Raw genomic sequence first — 20,676 nt, 5'->3', positions numbered from 1 at the left:
GGATCGGCTGCTATCAGGTCAGGGTTAAGACCGTTTTGAAATGCGCCTCCCATGTCGGGGGCGCAAAGCGCGGCGCCTTTACGGCGCGGGTCCGTCCTGCCTGATGATCTGCTGCCATCCGGCTTATCTCGTTGAGCCATAGATAGTGATCGGCAACATCTGCGTAAACGGGAATGTCGCCCAGGACTTCCCAGTAGACCGGGAGGTTGTTCAGCAGCAACGGTACGCCAAGCGCCGCCGCCTCGACCGGGGGCAGGCCATAGCCTTCGGCCAGGCTGGGAAAGAGCAGGCCGGCGCTGCCTTGCAGTAGCGCGCCTACCTGCCCGTCATCCAGCCCGGGCAGTTCGTGTACACGGGGCGGATGCGCGTCAAGGCGCTGAAAAACCGCGTGGTTTTCCCAGCCCCGACTGCCGCAGATCAACAGGTGAGCCCCGGGCATGTCTTCCCAGAGGTCCAGCAGCAGGGCGTGGTTCTTGCGCGGTTCGATGGTACCGAGGGTGACGAAATAGGGCGCGGTCCACGGACCATCGGGCGCCTGTGTCGGCTCTGTCAGGTCGAGGCCCAGGGGGGCCGAGATCGTCTGCGGCAGGCGCTGTGCCGGCAGGTGCCGGGCCAGGTCTTCCTCTGTCCGGCGCGAATTGCAGACCAGCAGATCGGCCCGCGCGGCGCGGTTCAGGAACAGGCGGAACCGGTGAGCCGCCCCGGGGCGCTGGTACTGCGGCACGTCCAGCGGGATCGTGTCGTGGATGAACACGGTCACCCGGGCGTCGATACCCTGCAGCGCCGACAGGACGCGATCCGTCAGGTTCGTATGGCCGGTGTTCACGTAGGTGATCCCGCGCGGCAGGTGGCGGCGCAGCATGGTCGACAGTCGCAGCGGCAGGCAGCGCGCCACGCAAAGGCGTCGCAGGTCGGATTCTGCCCGCGCGCGCATCGGGTCCAGCCCGCGTTTGATCCGTGACAGCCGGTCGGTCTCACCCCAGTTGCCTGTCGCGATCCGGACGCGCAGGGCGGCACAGCCCTGCGCATCCAGCAGCACATAGCCTAGAGATGTGCGTATCAGTCCCCAGAGAGGGCCATGCCGCAAGAGATGGGTGAGATAGGCAAATTCAACGCGGTCGACGCCGGTCATGGGGCGGCCCGCCCGGCTGATCAGACGGGTCAGGTCCAGCAGGCGGTCAGTTTCTGTAGTGGCCATGTTTGTGCCAGTACCACGCGTCGGCGATCATCTGCGGCATGGTCGAGCGGTGCGGCTCCCATCCCAGGTCCTCGCTGGCGCGGGTCGAGCCGGAGACGAGCTTGGTCGCATCCCCCGCACGGCGCGGCCCGTCGGTGCAGGGGACGGGCATGTTCGTCACCTGTCCCGCCGCCTCGATCACCTCGCGCACGGAAAAGCCGCGCCCGGTGCCCAGGTTGAAGGCCCGGCTGCCCTTGCCGTCGCGCAGCCAGCGCAGGCCCAGCACATGCGCATCGACCAGGTCCATGACGTGAACATAATCGCGGATGCAGGTGCCGTCCGGGGTATCATAGTCCGTGCCATGCACGGTCAGGCCGGGGCGCTTGCCATCCACCGCCTCCAGCATGACCGGGATCAGGTGCGTCTCGGGGCGGTGATGCTCGCCGACCTCGCCCTCGGGGTCGGCGCCGGCTACATTGAAATAGCGAAAGATCACCGATTTCAGGCCGTGCGAGGTCTCGAAATCGCGCAGGATGTTTTCTACCGCCCGTTTCGACGCGCCATAGGCGTTCAGCGGGTCCTGCGGGGTGTTTTCGTCCAGAACGACGTTGTCATGTTCGCCGTAGGTCGCGCAGGTCGAGGAAAAGACGAAATCCAGGCATCCGGCTGCGCAGGCGGCCTCGATCAGGGTCAGCGAGCCTTCGACGTTGTTGCGCCAGTACAGGCCCGGCTTGGCCATCGCCTCGCCGACCTGTGACAGGGCGGCGAAATGCATGACGGCGATGGGCTGCCACTTGGCGAATACCTCGTCCAGGCGGGCACGGTCCGACAGGTCGCCCTTTTCGAAAGGCCCGAACTTGACCGCGTCCTTCCAGCCGGTGACGAGGTTGTCGTAGGTGACGGGCGTGTAGCCCGCCGCTCGCAATGCCTTGCAGGCGTGGCTGCCGACATAGCCTGCCCCGCCTGTCACCAGTACCTGCGTCACGAAGTTATTCCGCCGCCTTGCGGGTTACGGCCAGTTCGTCGAGATAGGCGCCCAGGTCATCCTTGAGGTCGTCGCGGGCCAGGCCAAAGGCGACGGTCGCCTGCAGGAAGCCGGCCTTCGAGCCGCAATCGAATCGCTGGCCGTTGAATCGGTAGCCGTAGACACCGCCGCCGTTGATTTCCTTGGCGATGGCATCGGTCAACTGGATCTCGCCCCCGGCGCCGGTTTTCGGGTTTTCAAGATGCTTGAACACTTCCGGAGACAGGATGTAGCGCCCGATCACGGCCAGGTTCGACGGAGCCTCGTCGGCCTTGGGTTTCTCGACCATACCCTGCACCTTGACGATGTGGCCCATGTCCTCGGAACAATCGAGCACGCCGTAGGCGTTGACCTTGTCGCGCGGCACTTCCATCGCGGCGACCATGTTGCCGCCGGTCTCGGCATAGGCTTCGACCATCTGCTGCAGGCAGGGCTTTTCCGCAGCGATCACGTCATCGGGCAGCATCACGGCAAAGGGCTGGTTGCCGATGAGCCGACGGGCGCACCAGATCGCGTGACCGAGGCCCAGGGCCTTGTGCTGTCGGATATAGGCGATCTCGCCAGAGTCCATGTTGGTCGACAGCAGGATATCCAGCAGCTTGTCCTTGCCCTTTTGGCGCAATTGCTCTTCGAGCTGGGGCGCCACGTCGAAATAATCCTCCAGCGCGCCCTTGCCGCGCGAGGTGACAAAGATGAATTCCTCGATTCCGGCGGCGCGGGCCTCGTCGATGGCGTATTGCACCAGGGGCCGGTCCACCAGGGTCATGATTTCCTTGGGAACGGATTTGGTGGCCGGGAGGAAACGGGTGCCAAGCCCCGCCACGGGAAAGATCGCCTTGGTGACTTTCGTGTTCATTACAGTCTCCATATGTCCTTGCCTTCGGGCCGATCAGAGCCTGGCCTTGCGGCTTTCATACCTTAGGGCAGGGCAAAAACCTTGGTAAAGTTGTGTTCGCAATATGTCATTGAGGGCCTTTCGGACCTACGATGGCGCATTAGCTTCGCGCTTTCTGAATTCGCATAATCTCTGACGAGACGCGAGAAGAAAAGAACCACGGCCGAATGGCGGGGCCCTCGCGCACGCTTTGACCGAAGGTGCCGCCCGATTGCAGCCATATCCCCTCGGGGGTGAAAGTTACCCGGTGGCGCCGCGCCGTGGGCGAAAACACGAACAGGCTGACGATCGTGCCGCCTTCCACGGCTTTCGCCGCCTCGGCACGCAGACGGGCGGACTGCCAGGGGCGCCCCGAAAGGTGCAGCCGCGGTGCATCGGGGTGACCGGGATAGGACAGGAAAGGACGTGCCGGCGGAGGCATGGGCGGGGTGCTGCCGAAGAGGCGGGTCGCGCCCTCCTTTCCGCCCCGCCGCAGCCCCCGCATCAGCCGTATCACGTCTCCCGGATCCAGCGGCCCGCGCTGCATGAAACGCAACAGCCTTTGGCGCTGGGCGCGGACAAAAGCCCTCCAGGCGGGTTTGCGCGCCTTCTCGGGGCAATGCTTGCGCAGAAAGATCATCTGAGACGCGCCGATCTGGGTCAGGTCGCGCGGGCTGCGGTCCCTGGCGCGGCGCGGACTTTCGGCAAAGCCGTGATGCACCTGCGCCAGCGGCACCAGCGGTCAGGTGTCCCCGGGCGGCAAGACGCAGGTTCGCGCCTTCTCGGGGCAGGTCCGTCAGGTCCCCGTCCAGGTAGAACCGAAAAGCCGGGTCGAATCCGCCCATCTCTGCAAGCACGGACCGGCGCACCGCCATGTTGGTGCCTTCGGTCTTGATGGCCTGGCCTTCGGGCGGGGTGGGGACAACGGCGTCGTCGCCGGGCAGGTCCAGGTCATGGGCGGTGCCGGTCACGTCGACCGTCCGCGCCCGCCACTGGTACGAGATGCCGTTGCGCCCGATCACATAGCCGCCGGCGCAGGCCACGCGGGTGTCCGCAAAGGGCGCCACGAGGTGCCGGAGCCAGAGCGGTTCCGGTACTGCGTCATCGTCGACAAAGGCGACAATTTCACCGCTCGCCGCACCGATGCCCAGATTTCGGGCGCTGGAGATATTGGCCTCGTCGTATGGAACCAGCTTGATCCAGGGGGCATCCGGGCGGCTGGTCACCGCCTCTGCCCCGGCGGGGCAGGCGATGACGACCACCTCGAACGGGGCATAGTCCAGTTGCGCCACGCCGGTCAGGCACCGCATCAGCGCCGCCGGGCGGTCCCGGCTGACGATGACGATGCTGACCGGCGGGGTCACTTTGGCTCAGGCCTCTTTCAAGTCCACCCCCGGGGCGTAGGCGATGAAGAAGGGGTTGGCGAACCCATCCTTGCCGTAGGCCAGCGGGGTGTGGTCGTCGAACCGGACCACCCGGCCGCCCGCGCCATGCAGGACGGCATGACCGGCGGCGGTGTCCCATTCCATCGTGCGGCCCAGGCGCGGGTAGAGATCGGCCTCGCCGGTGGCGACAAGGCAGAATTTCAGAGAGGAACCGGCGCTGGTCATGTCCTTGACGTCATACTTGGCGATGTAGTCGTCGGTGGCCTGGTCGCGGTGCGATTTCGACGCCACCACCATCAGCTTGGAGTTGTCGGGGTCGGTGACGCTGATCGGCGTGGTCTCACCGGTTGTTTCCAGGTCGAAGGGGCCGGTTTCCTCGACCGACTTGCCGACGCTGTCGGTGAAGAACATGCGGCCCTTGGCGGGGGCATAGACGACACCCCGCGTCGGCACGCCATCCTCGACCAGGGCGATGTTCACGGTAAAGTCGCCGCGGCGTTTGATGAATTCCTTGGTGCCGTCCAGCGGGTCGACGATCAGGAAGGTCATCGCTGAGACATCGTGGCTGTCGGCCTGTTCCTCGGTCACCAGCGCCACGTCCGGGAAGGCCGCGCGCAGGCCTTCGGAGATCAGCGCGTCGGCGGCCTCGTCCGCGACGGTGACGGGGCTGTTGTCCGACTTCACCATGACCTCGAAGTCGTCGGAGTTGTAGATCTCCATGATCTTTTCGCCCGCCTGCAGGGCCAGTCGGCGCATCACGGTGGTCAGTTCGGAATAGTTCATGACAAGGCTCCAGACCGCGCGGGCCCCGCGCGGGTTTATTGATTTGAAAGCTTGCGGGTCTTATGCTGCCCACAACCAAGAACGACAAGTGTGCGCTCGATTGCAAGGACGCACCCGGAGCAGGCAAGATGTTTCAGGCTTCAAGACCGCGCTCCCGGTTGGGATCATTCATCTACATCCTTGAACTGATCTACCACAATTCCGTGCGCGCGGTGCGCAAGACGCATGGAAATGCCTTCATCGCGATCTTCATGAACATGCTGCAGACGATCATCTTCGTTCTGGCGTTCTATTTCATGTTCCAGATCCTCGGGATGCGCAGCGCGGCCCTGCGCGGCGATTTCCTCGTCTACATCATGACCGGCGTCTTTCTCTTCATGACGCACACCAAGACGCTGGGCGCCGTCGCCGGCTCCGAAGGGCCCGCCAGCCCGATGATGCAGCATGCGCCGATGAACACGGCCATCGCCATCGCCTCGGCGATGATCTCGACGCTCTACATCCAGATCCTGTCGCTGATGGTGATTCTCTTCGTCTACGACGTGGCTTTCAACCCGGGCGTCATGCAGGAGATCCACGATCCCATCGGCTGCATGGCGATGATCCTGCTGTCGTGGTTCTCGGGCGGGGCGATCGGGCTGGTTTTCCTGGCGGCCAAGCCCTGGTTCCCGACGCCGGTCAGCATCATCTCGACCGTGTACCAGCGCGCCAACATGATCGCGAGCGGCAAGATGTTCGTGGCCAATACCCTGCCCAGCTACATGCTGGTGATGTTCGACTGGAATCCCCTTTTCCACACCATCGACCAGTCGCGGGGGTACGCTTTCGTGGATTACAACCCCCGGAATTCCGACTCGGAATATGCTTTGTACCTGAGTATCATCCTCGTAATGATTGGTCTCATGGGTGAGTTCTACACCCGCAAACACGCTTCGGCCTCGTGGAGCGCGCGCCGCTGACGCACTCTCTCTTCCGGGCCGGGGCGCGGCTATAAGGACGAGAGTAATGAATAGATTTGCAGCCATTTTCATTTGCCTTGCAGGGGCAGCTTCGGCGCAGGATTTCCCGGCGCTCTACAATGTCACGGGGGTCGATGACGGCGATGTGCTGAACATGCGCACCCGCCCCACCGAGAACGGCACCGTGATCGGCGCGCTGGATCATGATGCCCGGCTGGTCGAGGTGATCGAGGAAGACGACGGCTGGGGCCGGGTCAACGTCGCTGGCCTGTCCGGCTGGGTACCGCTGGAGTCGATGGAGCGCCAGGAGGGCACCGAGCTGCCCGCGGGTTACCAGTTCAAGTGTTTCGGCACCGAACCGTTCTGGAGCGCGACCGTGGTTCAGGACGACAAGCTGACCTTCACCCGACCGGATGACGACGACAAGGTGTTCAGCGCCTCGAACCTGACCACCGCCACCAGCCGCGATCACCCCTTTGCCCTGCTGGGCGCCAAGATGGGCGAACATGTGACCTTGGTCATGACGCATGAAATCTGCACCGACGGCATGTCCGACTACAAGTTCGGCTATTCCGGCGCGGTGGTGATCGGCGGCTATGAAACGCAGGTCTACACCGGCTGCTGTTCGCTGGACGTGAACTGAGGCGGGGGCGGCGATGCTTAGGGGTCTGCTTGCACTGCTGGTCCTTGGCACCGCCGCCGCGGCCCAGGACAGCTATCCGCGCCTGCATGACGTCGTGGGCGTGGCCTCTGACGACGTGCTGAACCTGCGAGCCGGGCCGAGTGCGGGGCACGACAAGGTCGGCGAACTGGCCTTTGACGCCCGCGCGGTCGAGGTGGTCCGGGCCGAGGGCAACTGGGGCCTCGTGAATACCGGAGAACAGCCCGGCTGGGCCTCGCTGCGCTATCTCTCTCCGCGTGCAGACGGCGATCTGCCCAATGTCCGCCGCGTGACCTGCGGCGGTACGGAACCCTTCTGGGATGTCGAGGTGTTCGCGGGACAGGACGCCTTGGTCCGGACACCGATGAACTACGAATCCGGCGACAGGTTTTCCGTCGGCCTGTTCCAGAGGGCCTACAACCCGTTGGAAAAGTACGTCCTGCAGGGCACGGACGGCAGCCGCGACCTGGCGCTTGTCGTGGCGGGGGCCTATTGCGACGACGGCATGTCCGACAATGAATTCGGGCTGGATGCGACATTGATCGTCACTGGCGCGGATGGATATGTCTATTCCGGCTGCTGCGCGCTGTCAGACTAGGACCGCGGCCCGAATGCTCAGGTCACCACCCGCAGCGTCAGGTTGATGCGCCCGCCGTTCGGCAACAGCGTGGACGAGCCGAAGCGGATCCGGTCCACCCCGTGAAATGCCAGCCGGGCCTCACCCCCCATCACCACCACGTCCCCGGATTTCAGCCAGATCGACGAGGTCTTGCCGCCGCGGTCCACGTTGCCCATGCGAAACAGCCCCTCGTCCCCCAGCGAGACAGAGATCACCGGGCAGGAGAAATCGGCCTCGTCCTCGTCGCGGTGCAATCCCATGCGGGCGCCCTCGCTGTACCAGTTGATCAGGCAGCATTCCGGCAGCCGCGCACAGCCCGAGACACCGCGCCAGATTGTCAGCACCTCTTCGGGGATCGGCGGCCAGTCCATGCCGTCCGGGTGGCGCCGTTCATAGCGATAGCCCTTGCTGTCGCTGTACCAGCCAAATGTGCCCGCGGCGCTCATCCGCACCGACATCGGCCCGCGCCGCGTGCGTGGCGTGAACAGCGGCGCCCGTGCCAGAACCTCGCGCAGGCGGTCCACGAGGGCCTCCTGCGCCGGGCGGTCGAGAAAGCCGGGATGTATGACAAAGCCTTTTTGCGTGATCGCATCGGTCATGTGGCGGTTGTCAAGGAAAGCGGGCCGGATGCCAACCGATGTTAACGAGAAAGCCGTCAAATGCAGTCATCAGGACGCTTGCAGGCCCTCATGGCCCTCCTTATATGTCCTCCGAACGCCGGGCACGCCCCTTGCAGCGTGCCCGGCGACCACCATACGGGGCTGGATGCCGTAGCGGGTCCGTCGCCTCGTGACATCGCCTTGAGAATGAAAGGGATCGAAACATGGGTAAAGTGATCGGTATCGACCTCGGCACCACCAACTCCTGCGTGGCCATCATGGATGGTTCCCAGGCCCGCGTGATCGAGAACGCCGAAGGTGCACGCACCACCCCCTCCATTGTCGCCTTCACCGAAGATGAGCGACTCGTCGGCCAGCCCGCAAAGCGGCAGGCCGTGACCAACCCGGAAAACACCGTTTTCGCGGTCAAGCGCCTGATCGGCCGCCGCGTCGGTGACCCCGAGGTCACCAAGGACAAGGACATTGTCCCCTACAAGATCATCGACGGCGGCAACGGCGACGCCTGGGTTGAAACCCGTGGCGAGAAATACTCGCCCTCGCAGGTTTCGGCCTTCACGCTGCAGAAGATGAAGGAAACCGCCGAGAGCTATCTTGGCGAGGAAGTGACACAGGCGGTCATCACCGTCCCGGCCTACTTCAACGACGCCCAGCGTCAGGCCACCAAGGACGCCGGCAAGATCGCCGGTCTGGAAGTGCTGCGCATCATCAACGAGCCGACGGCCGCCGCGCTGGCCTATGGTCTCGACAAGAAGGATTCGAAAACCATCGCGGTCTATGACCTTGGCGGCGGTACCTTCGACGTGACCATCCTGGAAATCGACGACGGCCTGTTCGAGGTGAAGTCGACCAACGGTGACACCTTCCTGGGTGGTGAAGACTTCGACATGCGGATCGTCAACTATCTGGCGGACGAGTTCAAGAAAGAGCACCAGGTCGACCTGACCAAGGACAAGATGGCCCTGCAGCGCCTGAAAGAGGCGGCGGAAAAGGCCAAGATCGAACTGTCCTCGGCGACCCAGACCGAGATCAACCAGCCGTTCATCTCGATGGGCTCCAACGGCCAGCCGTTGCACATGGTGATGAAGCTGACCCGCGCCAAGCTGGAAAGCCTCGTCGGCGACCTGATCAAGAACTCGATCAAGCCCTGCCAGGCCGCGCTCAAGGATGCCGGCATCTCCAAGGACGAGATCGACGAGATCGTTCTGGTCGGCGGTCAGACCCGTATGCCCAAGGTCATCGAGGAAGTGACCAAGTTCTTCGGCAAGGAGCCCCACAAGGGCGTGAACCCGGACGAGGTCGTCGCGATGGGCGCCGCCATCCAGGCCGGCGTGCTGCAGGGTGACGTCAAGGATGTGGTTCTGCTGGACGTGACCCCGCTGAGCCTCGGCATCGAGACACTGGGCGGTGTCTTTACCCGCCTGATCGACCGCAACACCACCATCCCGACCAAGAAGTCGCAGATCTTCTCCACCGCCGAGGACAACCAGTCGGCCGTGACGATCCGCGTCTTCCAGGGTGAGCGCGAGATGGCCGCGGACAACAAGATGCTGGGCCAATTCAACCTCGAGGAAATCCCGCCGGCGCCGCGTGGCATGCCGCAGATCGAGGTGACCTTCGACATCGATGCCAACGGCATCGTCTCTGTCGGTGCCAAGGACAAGGGCACCAACAAGGAGCAGAAGATCACCATCCAGGCCTCGGGCGGTCTGTCGGATGACGACATCGAGCGCATGGTCAAGGAAGCGGAAGAGAACGCCGACGCCGACAAGGCCCGCAAGGAGCTGGTCGAGGCGCGCAACCAGGCCGAAAGCCTCATCCACTCGACCGAGAAGTCGATCGAGGAACATGGCGACAAGGTCGATCCCTCGACCGTCGAGGCGATCGAACTGGCCGTGGCCGCGCTCAAGGACGATCTCGAAAAGGACGACGTCACTGCCGAGAAGCTCAAGGGCGGGATCCAGAACGTGACCGAAGCGGCCATGAAGCTGGGCGAGGCGATCTACAAGGCCCAGGCCGAGGAGGGCACTGACGCCCCCGAGGCCGCCGATGACGCCGCGGGTCCGGGCGACGACGACATCGTCGACGCCGATTTCGAGGATCTCGACGACAACAAGCGGGCCTGAGGCCAGCGCCCTCGGAACCAATCTGGGGCCGGTCCGGACACCGGGCCGGCCCCATGACGTTCCGCAACGAGGAGGACGACCATGTCCAAACGAGACTATTACGACGTACTCGGCCTCGCGCGCGGTGCATCGGCAGACGAGATCAAGAAAGCCTACCGCAAGAAGGCCAAGGAACTGCACCCGGACCGCAACGCCGACAACCCGGACGCCGAGTCGCAGTTCAAGGAGGCCAACGAGGCCTATGACGTCCTGAAGGATGCCGACAAGAAGGCGGCCTACGACCGCTTCGGCCACGCGGCCTTCGAAGGCGGCATGGGCGGCGGCCCGCGTCCCGGCGGTGGCATGGGTGGCGGCAACGCCGATTTCGCCAGCGCCTTTTCGGACGTCTTCGACGATCTCTTCGGCGATTTCATGGGGGGCCGCCAGGGGGGGCGCCAGCGTGCGGCCCGCGGGGCTGACCTGCGCTACAACCTGCGCGTGACGCTGGAAGAGGCTTACAACGGCCTGCAAAAGACGATCAAGGTGCCGACCTCGATCCAGTGTGATGAATGCAATGGTTCGGGCGCCGAAGGCGGGGCAGAACCGACCACCTGCCCGACCTGTTCGGGCCTGGGCAAGGTCCGCGCGACGCAAGGGTTCTTTACCGTGGAACGGACCTGTCCGACCTGTTCGGGCCTGGGCCAGATCATCAAGAACCCCTGCAACAACTGCGGCGGCGCGGGCCGGGTGCAGAAGGAACGCGCCCTGTCGGTGAACATCCCCGCGGGCGTGGAAACGGGCACCCGCATTCGCCTTGCGGGCGAAGGTGAGGCCGGGATGCGGGGTGGCCCTCCGGGCGATCTTTACATCTTCATCGAGGTCGAGCCGCACAAGATCTTTGAACGTGACGGCGCCGAACTGCACTGCCGCGTGCCGGTTTCGATGACCGTGGCCGCGCTGGGCGGTGACATCGAGGTGCCGACGATCGACGGCGGACGCTCGCGCGTCAAGATCCCCTCGGGGAGCCAGTCCGGCCGCCAGATGCGCCTGCGCGGCAAGGGCATGCCGGCGCTGCGCGGCGGGGCCGCCGGTGACATGTTCATCGAGCTTGCGGTGGAAACCCCGGTCAACTTGACGTCGAAACAGAAGGAACTCCTGCGTGAGTTCGAATCCCTGGCCGAAGACAACAACCCGGAATCGCACAGTTTCTTCACCTCGGTGAAGAATTTCTGGGACTCCATGAAGGGGTGATCTGACGCACCGCGCTCCGCGCGGCGAAGCCTCCAGTGGAGGGTTCGGTCAGATCACGGGGCGCTCCCGACGTGACAGGCGCCATGCACGGGCCGTGCGTGGCGCCTTTGCGTTCGCAGATTGTTCAGGTTCGTTAACCAACTGTTCACTTCGGTGTACCACCATCGCAGGCATGACCCGAGGACCGCATTTCTCCGACTCACAGGCTGCTCTCTTCGATCATGACGAGGCACCCGCCCGGCCCGGACCGGGGGCGCAGAAATTGCCGTCCTACATCCGGGATCACCGTGCGCGCCTGCGCGAGAGGTTCCTGATCGGCGGCGCCGAGGCACTGCCGGACTACGAATTGATGGAACTGGTCCTGTTCCGGGCCATCCCGCGGCGGGACGTCAAGCCACTGGCGCGCCTGCTGCTGGAAACCTTCGGGGATTTCAACGGTGTCGTCTCGGCCCCCCTGCATCGCCTGAAAGAGGTCAATGGCGTCGGAGAGGCCGTCGTGACGGAGCTCAAGATCGTCGAGGCGGCCGCGCACCGTCTGGCGCGGTCGCGGGTCCTGCGCAAACAGGTGGTCAGCAGCTGGGACGCGCTGATCGACTATTGCCAGACCACCATGTCCCACCGCGACACCGAACAGTTCCGGATCCTGTTTCTCGACCGCAAGAACGTGCTGATCGCCGACGAGCCGCAGGCGCGCGGCACAGTCGATCATGTGCCCGTCTACCCGCGTGAGGTGGTGAAACGGGCGCTGGAGCTCAACGCCTCGGCGCTCATCCTGGTGCATAACCACCCGTCCGGCGATCCGACACCCAGCCAGGCAGATATCGACATGACGGCACAGATCCAGGTGGCGGCCGATGCCTTGGGCATCACGCTGCACGATCACCTGGTGATCGGGAAATCACGAGAGCTGAGCTTCCGCAGCGAGGGGCTTCTCTGACGGTCCCCTAGCGGACCCAGACCTCGACCCGCCGGTTTACCTGGCGCCCCCAGGCGCTGTCGTCGCAGGCCATCGGCAGGGCCTCGCCAAAGGCCCGGGCGCTGATCTGCACCCGGTCCAGGTCAGCCGTTTCGGCCGCGTCCTCGACCGCTGTGCGCACGGCCTCGGCCCGTCGCCGCGCGATGTCCAGATTGGCCGCCGCCGGTCCCACCCCGTCCGAGAAGCCGACAAAGACAAGCTCACGTCCGTCATGGTTCCCGGCCTCCAGCGCGCGGGCCAGGGCCAGGACGTTGGAGCGGGACTGCGCGTCCAGCTTTGTCGATCCGGTTTCGAACCGGAAGGTGGTTGTCAGGCGTTGCATCGGCCCAAGCGTAGCCACCATGTCCTGCAGGGCCGCCAGCCCTTCTTCGCCCTCTGCGACGGCGATGGCATTGGCCAGGCGGTTGCCCTGCAGATCCAACGCAACTTCCTCGGGGGCCTGGTCGATGAAACCGGCCTTGCGGATCGTGATCTGGGCCGACGACCCGTGCGAATAGGCCAGGAAATCGCGCGCCAGCTTGGGCAGGCGCCGCGCGGGGATATACAGGAACATCGGCGCCGTCAGCGGATAGTCCTCGGTCTTGATGCTGCGCCGCGCCGCCCGCAGGGTAAAGCCGCAGGCCCCGGCCAGCACCAGCGGCCGGGTCACGCCCGTCTCGGCATAGCTGGCCAATCCCAACCCGAAGGGATCGACCGCCACCGCGCGGACAAGCGCGGTGTTGCTGTCGTGGCGTCGTGCGCCGTCAACCAGTTCCAGGCGTGCGGGGCGCAACAGGCGGTCCTGCAAGCCCTGCACCATGCCAGAGCCTTCGCCCCGCAGGTGCAGCGTGATCGGCGCATCCGGGCCGCCCAGATCGGACCAGTTGGTGATCCGACCCGATAGCACATCGACCAGTTGCGCGATCGACAACCGGTCAACCGGATTGCGCGGCGACACGATCGGTACCGCCGCATCCAGCGCCAGCACGCGAGAGCGGTTGGGCGCCGTCAGGTTCCCAAGTCCCGCCGCGCGGGCGCGGGCCGCCTCCTCGGGGCGGATTTCGCGCAGGGCCATGACGATATCGGCCTCGTCCGCCAGCAGGTCGGCAAAGCCGTTGTCGGTGTTGGTGACGCGAAAGGTGAACCGGCCAAGGACACGCCCGCCCGGTTTGCGCAGGGCATAGACGGTCCCGCTGGACGTTCCGATACGCTCTGCCTGCAACCCGCTGCGGGCGGCAAAACCCTCGACCAGGGCAGGCATCAGCCCGTGGCCGACACTGGCAGAGCCGGAAATCGTCACTTCCGCGACATAGTCGGTCAGGGAAGGGCAGCCGACACCGGTGCAGGTCACGCCCGAGCCGTCGACGGTCAACTCGCCAAAACGCGTTTCGATTCGGTAGAACTCGCCGTCGAACCCCAGCAGGTTGCCGGACAAGGCGATGCTGCCATCCCGCGATTTCAGCGTGATGTCCTGTGCCAGGGCGCAACCGGCCTGTATGAAAAGGAAAAGTGCGGCGAATACCGCCGCACGACTGATCGACATGAAGTCACCGTTACCCGACTGTCATCTGGCGGCGATAGTCATGTCTTCGACAAGGTTTTTCAACACCAGAAAGTCGCCCAGGGCCTCGCAAGAGGGCATCTGCAGCGTCAGGTCGCGGGCGCGAAGATCGCCGCCTTGGCGGATGTCCAGCGTCTGGGCCTCGACCTGGGTCTCGCAATTGCCTGCCGTCACTTCGGCCTCGACCGACAGCAGGATCTCCCCGCCGCGCCTGGCGGTGCCGGCGGGGAATGAATAGACCTCGGCGAACAGGGCTTCGGGTATGTCAGCGCTCCCCAGGCGGGACAGGAAACCGCCTTCGCCCTTGGCCGCGGCGGTCAGGTTGCCGGCATGGGCGGCCCAGATGTGGCCATCGGTAAAATAGCCCGCATCGAATTCTCGTGCATGCAGTTGCAGCCCGGCGTCGCCTTTCCATTGAACGACGACGCGATCATAGAACGGCAGAGAGCTCACGGCGGTTGTGGCCAGCGCGGCCTCGCCGTTGGCAAAGCTGGCGATAAAGACGGCTTGCTCGGCCAGGGCGGGCACAGACACGGAGAGCGATCCGTCTGGCTGTAACACGTCGGTGAACATCATGCCCTGATGGTGGATCGTCACCCGTTCGCTGGCGCGACAAGGAGCGATCAGCTCGACGTCGACAAGCGCGCCAGCGATGGGTGTCGCGCTCATCGTGATGTCGCAGGAAAACCCGGCCGCCGCCGACGCCTCGGGGAGGTCAGCCTCGGGCAGATCCCCCTCTGCGGCGGCCTTGATCACCACCGGGGCCTCGGGCAGGTGCGCCTCGGGCGGCCTGTCGGCAGGGATCATGGGCAGGGCAAGGGCCGCTGACGTCTGCTTGATTTCCGAGATTTCCAGCCTGGTATCAGCCGCCTTGCCGCCCTGCTGTGGCAGGGAAAAGCCGTATTGCATCACGTAACCGGTCCCAAGCGCGCAAACCAGGGTTGCGCCGCCGAGGAGATAGCTGGAAAGCCGGACCATGATGAAGACTCCTGTCCCTTGTTCTCAGTCTTTAACATGAGAGGCAAACATGGCGCGCATTGGGCACGCAGGCGGAGTCATTGAGGCGTAAATCGGGCGGGCGGCCCGCCGGGGGCCGCCGCGTGGGGTCAGCTGAACCGACCGTGGCAGTGCTTGAACTTCTTTCCCGACCCGCAGGGGCAGGGATCGTTGCGACCGGGGTTCCCCCAGGTTTCGGGGTTGTTCTCGTCAAAGCCCTCGGCCACGGCCTCGGGGGCCGGCGCATCGCCTGCCGGCACGGCGGCAGAGGGCGCCGGGGCCGCGCTTGCGGCGGCGCGGTCCATCTGGCGCTGCATCTCATCCTGCTGGCGGCGCATTTCGGCGATCATCGCCTGCTGTTCCTCTTCGGACATCGGGCGCACCTTGCTGAGCTGCTCGGTCACCGTCTCGCGCAGCCCGTCCAGCATGTTCTGGAACAGCTGGAAGGATTCGTTCTTGTACTCGTTCAGCGGGTCACGTTGCGCATACCCGCGGAAGCCCACGACCGACCGCAGGTGTTCCAGCGTCAGCAGGTGTTCGCGCCACTTGCCATCGATGGTTTGCAGCAGCACCTGCTTTTCGATCTGGCGCATGGTGTCCGGGCCAAAGGCCTCGGTCTTCTCGGCCATCATCTCGTCGCTGGCTTCTTCCAGACGCTCGCGGATCACCTCCTGGTCGACGCCGTCCTCCTCGGCCCAGCCGATGATGGGCAGGTCCATGCCCAGCTTTTCCAGCACGGCGGCGTAAAGCCCCTGCGTGTTCCACTGGTCGGCGTAGGCCTTGGGCGGGGCATAGGCATCCACCAGTTCCTCGATCACCTCGTGGCGCATGTCCGAGGTGATCTCGCTGACGTCCTGCGATTCCATGATCTCGCGTCGCTGGCTGAAGATGACCTTCCGCTGGTCGTTCATCACGTCGTCGAACTTCAACAGCTGCTTGCGGATGTCGAAGTTGCGCCCCTCGACCTTGGCCTGCGCGCGCTCCAGAGACTTGTTCACCCAGGGGTGAACGATGGCCTCGCCTTCCTTCATGCCCAGGCCCGACAGCACCTTTTCCAGCCGTTCCGAGCCGAAGATGCGCATCAGGTCATCTTCGAGGCTGAGGAAGAAGGAGGACCGCCCCGGGTCGCCCTGACGGCCTGAGCGGCCGCGCAGTTGGTTGTCGATGCGGCGCGATTCGTGGCGTTCGGTGGCAAGAACGAACAGGCCGCCCGCCTCCTTGACCGCCTGTTCGTCGGCCTCGTGCTGGGCCGCGATCTCGGCGCGGATCTCGTCGGGGTGGCGGTCGGGGTTGGCGGCGATGGCTTCCATGATCTGGAATTCCACGTTGCCGCCCAGCTTGATGTCGGTGCCGCGGCCCGCCATGTTCGTGGCGATGGTGATCGCGCCCAGCTTGCCCGCGTCGGCGACGATCTGTGCCTCCTGCTCGTGCTGGCGCGCGTTCAGGACGTTGTGCTTAAGCCCCGCCTGCGTCAGCATCTGGCTCAGCATCTCGGATTTCTCGATCGAGGTGGTGCCGACGAGGACCGGCTGGCCCTTTTCATGGGCTTTCTTGATCTCTTCGACGATGGCGGCGTATTTCTCGGCGCCGGTGCGATAGACGGCGTCGTCCTCGTCGATCCTTGCAATCGGCAGGTTGGTCGGCACCTCGACCACGCCCAGACCGTAGATCTGGCTGAATTCCTCGGCCTCGGTGGCCGCCGTCCCGGTCATGCCGGACAGCTTCTCGTACAGGCGGAAATAATTCTGGAAGGTCACGCTGGCCAGCGTCACGTTCTCGGGCTGGATGTCGCAGCCTTCCTTGGCCTCGATCGCCTGGTGCAGACCGTCCGACAGGCGGCGGCCGGCCATCATCCGGCCGGTGAACTCGTCGATCAGAACGACCTCGCCGTCGCGGACGATGTAATCCTTGTCCTTGGTGAACAGCTTGTGCGCCCGGATCGCCTGGTTGACGTGGTGCACGACGGTGGTGCTTTCCGGGTCATAGAGGCTCTGTCCCTCCTCAAGCAGGTCATGCGCCTGAAGCATCTGCTCGAGGTACTCGTTGCCCTCGTCGGTAAAGGTGACGTTCCGGGTCTTTTCATCGACGGTATAGTGATCCTCGGCCAGTTCCGGGATCAGCTTGTCGATGGACAGGTACAGCTCGGACCGGTCGTCGGATGGCCCCGAGATGATCAGCGGCGTGCGCGCCTCGTCGATCAGGATCGAGTCGACCTCGTCGACGACAGCAAAATAGTGGTCGCGCTGGAACATCTGGTCCAGCTCTGACTTCATGTTGTCGCGCAGATAGTCGAAGCCCAGCTCGTTGTTCGTCGCGTAGGTGATGTCGCAGGCATAGGCCTGTTTCTTTTCCTCGTCCGGCTGGCGCGGGTAGACGACGCCGGTCGTCAGACCTAGCGCGCCGTAGACGTTGCTCATCCACTCGGCGTCCCGCTTGGCGAGATAGTCGTTGACGGTGACGATATGCACGCCCTTGCCGGTCAGGGCGTTCAAGTAGGCGGGGAAGGTTGCGACCAATGTCTTGCCCTCGCCGGTCTTCATCTCGGCGATGTTGCCCTGGTGCAGAAAGATCCCGCCCATAAGCTGCACGTCGAAGGCGCGCAGGCCCAGGGCCCGCTTGGCGGCTTCGCGGCAGTTGGCAAAGGCCTCCGGCAGCAGCGAGTCCAGGCTTTCGCCCTTTTCGATACGCTCCTTGAACTCTTCGCTCTTGGCGATCAGACCGGCATCGTCGAGTTTCTCGAACTCCGGTTCCAGCGCGTTGATCTTTTCCACCAGCGGACGTGTGGCCTTGATCTTACGGTCGTTCGGCGTGCCGAACACCTTGCGCGCGATTTTTCCCAGCATGGTCTGATGTACCTGTTTCCAGCGTCAAGTGCGGCATCTGCTTGCCCGCCTCGCACATGAGCCATATGACGGAACGAAAAGACCGGCCTCGCAGAGCCTTTCGGGCATGTAAGGGGACGGCTGTAGAGTGTCAACGCCGCCCAGGGACGCGGCACCGAATCAAGAGGAAGAACCGATGTCGAAAACCCTCATGAAACTCTCGGCTGCGGCGGTCGCCCTGACCCTTGCCTTGCCGGCCCTCGCGCAGGACGCCGAGGCCGACAAGCCGGCCGAGATCACCATCGACACCGTCGTCGCCACCGTCAACGGCAAGGACATCACCTTTGGCCACATGCTGATGGCGCGCGTCGGGCTGCCCGAGCAGTTCCAGCAGGCGCCGACCGACCAGCTCTGGGAAGGGCTGCTGGAACGGTTGATCCAGTACGAGACCATGGCTCAGTCCGACAAGAGCGAGGAAACTCACCGGGTCAAGCTGGCGTTGGACAACGAAGAGCGCGAGCTGCTGGCCGCCGAGGCGATGCGGGCCGTGGCCGAAGGTTCGGTGACCGAAGAGGCCGTCGAGGCCGCCTACAAGGCCGATTACGTCGATGCCGACCTGGGGGTCGAATACAATGCCTCGCACATCCTGGTCGAGACCGAGGAAAAGGCCAAGGAACTGATCCAGGAACTGGCCGACGGCGCCGATTTCGCGGAACTGGCGCGTGCCAACTCCACCGGTCCGACCGGTCCCAACGGCGGCTCGCTGGGCTGGTTCGGCAAGGGCCGGATGCTCAAGGCCTTCGAAGACGCGGTGGCCGCGATGGAGCCGGGCGCCGTCTCCGACCCGGTGCAGACGCGTTATGGCTGGCATGTCATCACCCTGAACGAGACCCGGACGATGGATGCCCCGCCGCTGGAACAGGTTCGCCCCGCGATCGAGCAGAAGCTCAAGCAGGACGCGGTCCAGGCCTATATCGAGGAACAGACCGAGGCCGGTGAGGTGACGCGGCTCGATTTCACGGACATCGACACGTCGATCCTGAACAACTTCGACCTGCTGGGGGACTGACCCGATGCCTCCCCGGTCTCCGCTTGCTCCCGCAGACTTTCCCGCGCTCCCGGTCATCGGGGGCGCAAGGTTCGCTATCGCCGAGGCCGGGGTGCGCTACACGGGGCGCCCGGACGTGATGCTGGCACTGCTCGATCCGGGCAGCGTCGTGGCCGGGGTGTTCACCCGCTCGGCCACGCGGTCGGCCAACGTGCTGGACTGCCAGGCCAAGATCGGCGCCGACAGCGCCGAAGGCGCGGCCATCATCGTCAACTCGGGCAATTCCAACGCCTTTACCGGCAAGGCCGGTGAAGGCTCCGTCTCGGCCATCTGCGCGGCAGTGGCGGCGCAAACCGGCCTGCCGGCATCGCGTGTCTTCACCTCCTCGACCGGGGTGATCGGCGAACGCCTGCCGCATGACCGCATCACCGCCAAGCTGGACGAACTGCACGGCGCCCTCTCGCCCGCGGGGCTGGCAGATGCCGCCCGTGCCATCATGACCACCGACACCTTTCCCAAGGCGGCGACGGCGGAAATCGACGTCGATGGCAAACCGGTGCGAATCGCCGGGATCGCCAAGGGCTCGGGCATGATTGCGCCCGACATGGCGACCATGCTGGTGTACATCTTCACCGACGCGCGCATCGGCCGCGCCGATTTGCAGGGACTGGTGTCGGAACTCAACGCCAAGACCTTCAACAACATCACCGTGGACAGCGACACCTCGACCTCGGACACGCTGCTGATGGCGGCGACCGGTGCGTCCGGCGTCGACGTGACCTGGAACGCAGACTTCACCCAGGCGCTGTACAACGTGATGCTGGACCTGGCGCACCAGGTCGTGCGCGACGGCGAGGGGGCGACGAAATTCGTCACCGTGCATGTCTCCGGCGCGGCCTCGGATGCCGATGCCCGGACCCATGCGCTGGCCATCGCCAACTCGCCGCTGGTCAAGACCGCCCTTGCCGGAGAGGACCCGAACTGGGGCCGCATCGTCATGGCCGTCGGCAAGAGCGGCGCCGCGGCCGACCGGGACAAGCTGTCGATCCGCTTTGGCGACACCCTTGTCGCCAGCGAAGGCTGGGTCGCCGAAAGCTACCGCGAGGAGGATGGCGCCACCTATTTCAAGGGGCAGGAAATCGACATCAACGTCGATATCGGCCTTGGCGCCGGACAGGCCACCGTCTGGACTTGCGACCTGACCCACGGCTACATCCAGATCAACGCGGACTACCGGTCCTGACCAATCCGTTGCGGCCCCTGTTTCTTCTCTCCATAAATACTCCGGGGAGCGCGAGGGGCTGGCCCCTCGCTCCCTCCCTCGCCAGCCAGAGCAGGTTTCCATGAAGATCATTCTCGTCTCCGCCGTCGCCCTGATCGACGCCGACGGCCGCGTCCTCCTCGCCCAGCGGCCCGAGGGCAAGAGCATGGCCGGCCTCTGGGAATTCCCGGGCGGCAAGGTCGAAACGGGGGAAACGCCCGAGGCCGCACTGATTCGCGAGTTGCACGAGGAACTGGGGATCGAGACCTGGTCCAGCTGCCTCGCGCCCCTGACCTTTGCCTCGCATGGCTACGATGACTTCCACCTGCTGATGCCGCTGTTCGCCTGCCGCAAGTGGGGCGGGATTCCGCAGTCGAAAGAGGGGCAGGCGCTGAAATGGGTGCGCATGCAAGAGTTGCGCGACTACCCCATGCCGCCGGCCGATATTCCCTTGATCCCGATCCTGAGGGACTGGCTTTAGGCAAGCCTCGTTGACCTTTTTTCCATCACTTTGTAGCGGGCAATTGCCGGTTGCCCGCGATTTCCGCGCCGATGCCTGTTTTTCGGGCTAAGTATCG

General features: G+C 64.6%; 18 protein-coding genes and 1 pseudogene. 9 read left to right on the top strand and 10 right to left on the bottom strand.

Annotated features, from left to right (window positions below; genetic code table 11):
• Positions 1–13: 13 nt before the first annotated feature.
• The 6 genes and pseudogenes from ACQY5B_RS22300 to cysQ all read right to left on the bottom strand — a co-directional run bounded on the left by ACQY5B_RS22300 (position 14) and on the right by cysQ (position 5,243).
• Positions 14–1,198, bottom strand: a complete 1,185-nt coding sequence (locus tag ACQY5B_RS22300) for a glycosyltransferase family 4 protein (RefSeq protein ID WP_420327330.1) — start codon at positions 1,196–1,198, stop codon at positions 14–16.
• Positions 1,179–2,162 (bottom strand): UDP-glucose 4-epimerase GalE, encoded by a 984-nt coding sequence (galE, locus tag ACQY5B_RS22295; protein ID WP_420327332.1) that lies wholly within the window; start codon positions 2,160–2,162, stop codon positions 1,179–1,181. Before galE ends, ACQY5B_RS22300 begins: the two co-directional genes overlap by 20 nt.
• Before the next feature lie 4 nt (positions 2,163–2,166).
• On the bottom strand, positions 2,167–3,057 hold the full coding sequence (galU, locus tag ACQY5B_RS22290; protein ID WP_305967904.1) for a UTP--glucose-1-phosphate uridylyltransferase GalU: 891 nt from the start codon (positions 3,055–3,057) through the stop codon (positions 2,167–2,169).
• 139 nt (positions 3,058–3,196) lie between these two features.
• Positions 3,197–3,811, bottom strand: coding sequence for a hypothetical protein (locus ACQY5B_RS22285; RefSeq protein WP_428400354.1), 615 nt, complete (start codon positions 3,809–3,811; stop codon positions 3,197–3,199).
• Positions 3,812–3,935: 124 nt separating this feature from the next.
• Positions 3,936–4,385 (bottom strand): annotated as a pseudogene (locus tag ACQY5B_RS22280) (glycosyltransferase family 2 protein); the annotation flags it as partial.
• 60 nt (positions 4,386–4,445) lie between these two features.
• Complete coding sequence (gene cysQ / locus ACQY5B_RS22275) at positions 4,446–5,243, bottom strand: 3'(2'),5'-bisphosphate nucleotidase CysQ (protein ID WP_420327336.1); 798 nt, start codon at positions 5,241–5,243, stop codon at positions 4,446–4,448.
• A 128-nt stretch (positions 5,244–5,371) separates the two neighbouring features.
• Between cysQ and ACQY5B_RS22270 the strand changes: the two genes are divergently transcribed.
• The 3 genes from ACQY5B_RS22270 to ACQY5B_RS22260 are packed head-to-tail and all read left to right on the top strand — an operon-like array spanning position 5,372 to position 7,461.
• The gene (locus ACQY5B_RS22270) at positions 5,372–6,202 is read left to right on the top strand and encodes an ABC transporter permease (RefSeq protein ID WP_420327338.1); all 831 of its coding nucleotides are present in this window, start codon (positions 5,372–5,374) and stop codon (positions 6,200–6,202) included.
• A 46-nt stretch (positions 6,203–6,248) separates the two neighbouring features.
• A complete protein-coding gene (locus ACQY5B_RS22265) occupies positions 6,249–6,845 on the top strand; it encodes a COG3650 family protein (RefSeq protein WP_305967908.1) in 597 nt (198 codons plus the stop codon).
• A gap of 13 nt (positions 6,846–6,858) precedes the next feature.
• Positions 6,859–7,461, top strand: coding sequence for an SH3 domain-containing protein (locus ACQY5B_RS22260; RefSeq protein ID WP_420327340.1), 603 nt, complete (start codon positions 6,859–6,861; stop codon positions 7,459–7,461).
• Between the two features lie 17 nt (positions 7,462–7,478).
• Here the strand turns inward: ACQY5B_RS22260 and ACQY5B_RS22255 are convergent, their stop codons facing one another.
• A complete protein-coding gene (locus ACQY5B_RS22255) occupies positions 7,479–8,081 on the bottom strand; it encodes an alpha-ketoglutarate-dependent dioxygenase AlkB family protein (RefSeq protein ID WP_420327342.1) in 603 nt (200 codons plus the stop codon).
• 224 nt (positions 8,082–8,305) lie between these two features.
• On the opposite strand from ACQY5B_RS22255, the gene dnaK reads away from it, so the two are divergent.
• From dnaK to radC, 3 genes are all read left to right on the top strand, one after another.
• On the top strand, positions 8,306–10,225 hold the full coding sequence (dnaK, locus tag ACQY5B_RS22250; RefSeq protein ID WP_420327343.1) for a molecular chaperone DnaK: 1,920 nt from the start codon (positions 8,306–8,308) through the stop codon (positions 10,223–10,225).
• A gap of 81 nt (positions 10,226–10,306) precedes the next feature.
• Complete coding sequence (dnaJ, locus tag ACQY5B_RS22245; protein WP_420327344.1) at positions 10,307–11,455, top strand: molecular chaperone DnaJ; 1,149 nt, start codon at positions 10,307–10,309, stop codon at positions 11,453–11,455.
• Between the two features lie 172 nt (positions 11,456–11,627).
• Positions 11,628–12,392 carry a RadC family protein gene (gene radC, locus ACQY5B_RS22240; RefSeq protein WP_043140504.1) on the top strand — a complete coding sequence of 255 codons (765 nt, stop codon included), beginning with the start codon at positions 11,628–11,630 and terminating at the stop codon, positions 12,390–12,392.
• A 7-nt stretch (positions 12,393–12,399) separates the two neighbouring features.
• Here radC and ACQY5B_RS22235 read toward each other — a convergent pair whose 3' ends face one another.
• The 3 genes from ACQY5B_RS22235 to secA all read right to left on the bottom strand — a co-directional run bounded on the left by ACQY5B_RS22235 (position 12,400) and on the right by secA (position 17,810).
• Positions 12,400–13,953: a substrate-binding domain-containing protein gene (locus ACQY5B_RS22235; RefSeq protein WP_420327346.1), complete on the bottom strand. Its 1,554-nt coding sequence runs from the start codon at positions 13,951–13,953 to the stop codon at positions 12,400–12,402.
• 21 nt (positions 13,954–13,974) lie between these two features.
• Positions 13,975–14,949 carry a translocase gene (locus ACQY5B_RS22230; protein WP_420327348.1) on the bottom strand — a complete coding sequence of 325 codons (975 nt, stop codon included), beginning with the start codon at positions 14,947–14,949 and terminating at the stop codon, positions 13,975–13,977.
• 128 nt (positions 14,950–15,077) lie between these two features.
• The gene (secA, locus tag ACQY5B_RS22225; protein WP_420327349.1) at positions 15,078–17,810 is read right to left on the bottom strand and encodes a preprotein translocase subunit SecA; all 2,733 of its coding nucleotides are present in this window, start codon (positions 17,808–17,810) and stop codon (positions 15,078–15,080) included.
• 175 nt (positions 17,811–17,985) lie between these two features.
• Between secA and ACQY5B_RS22220 the strand changes: the two genes are divergently transcribed.
• From ACQY5B_RS22220 to mutT, 3 genes are all read left to right on the top strand, one after another.
• The gene (locus tag ACQY5B_RS22220; RefSeq protein ID WP_305967917.1) at positions 17,986–18,858 is read left to right on the top strand and encodes a peptidylprolyl isomerase; all 873 of its coding nucleotides are present in this window, start codon (positions 17,986–17,988) and stop codon (positions 18,856–18,858) included.
• 4 nt (positions 18,859–18,862) lie between these two features.
• Complete coding sequence (gene argJ, locus ACQY5B_RS22215) at positions 18,863–20,080, top strand: bifunctional glutamate N-acetyltransferase/amino-acid acetyltransferase ArgJ (RefSeq protein ID WP_420327351.1); 1,218 nt, start codon at positions 18,863–18,865, stop codon at positions 20,078–20,080.
• Between the two features lie 100 nt (positions 20,081–20,180).
• The gene (mutT, locus tag ACQY5B_RS22210) at positions 20,181–20,579 is read left to right on the top strand and encodes an 8-oxo-dGTP diphosphatase MutT (RefSeq protein WP_420327353.1); all 399 of its coding nucleotides are present in this window, start codon (positions 20,181–20,183) and stop codon (positions 20,577–20,579) included.
• Positions 20,580–20,676 lie beyond the last annotated feature (97 nt).

This window comes from Antarctobacter sp., assembly GCF_965277915.1.
Classification (GTDB): Bacteria; Pseudomonadota; Alphaproteobacteria; order Rhodobacterales; family Rhodobacteraceae; genus Antarctobacter.
Note: the sequence above shows the minus strand (reverse complement) of the source record. Positions and strands in the feature narration are given on the sequence as shown.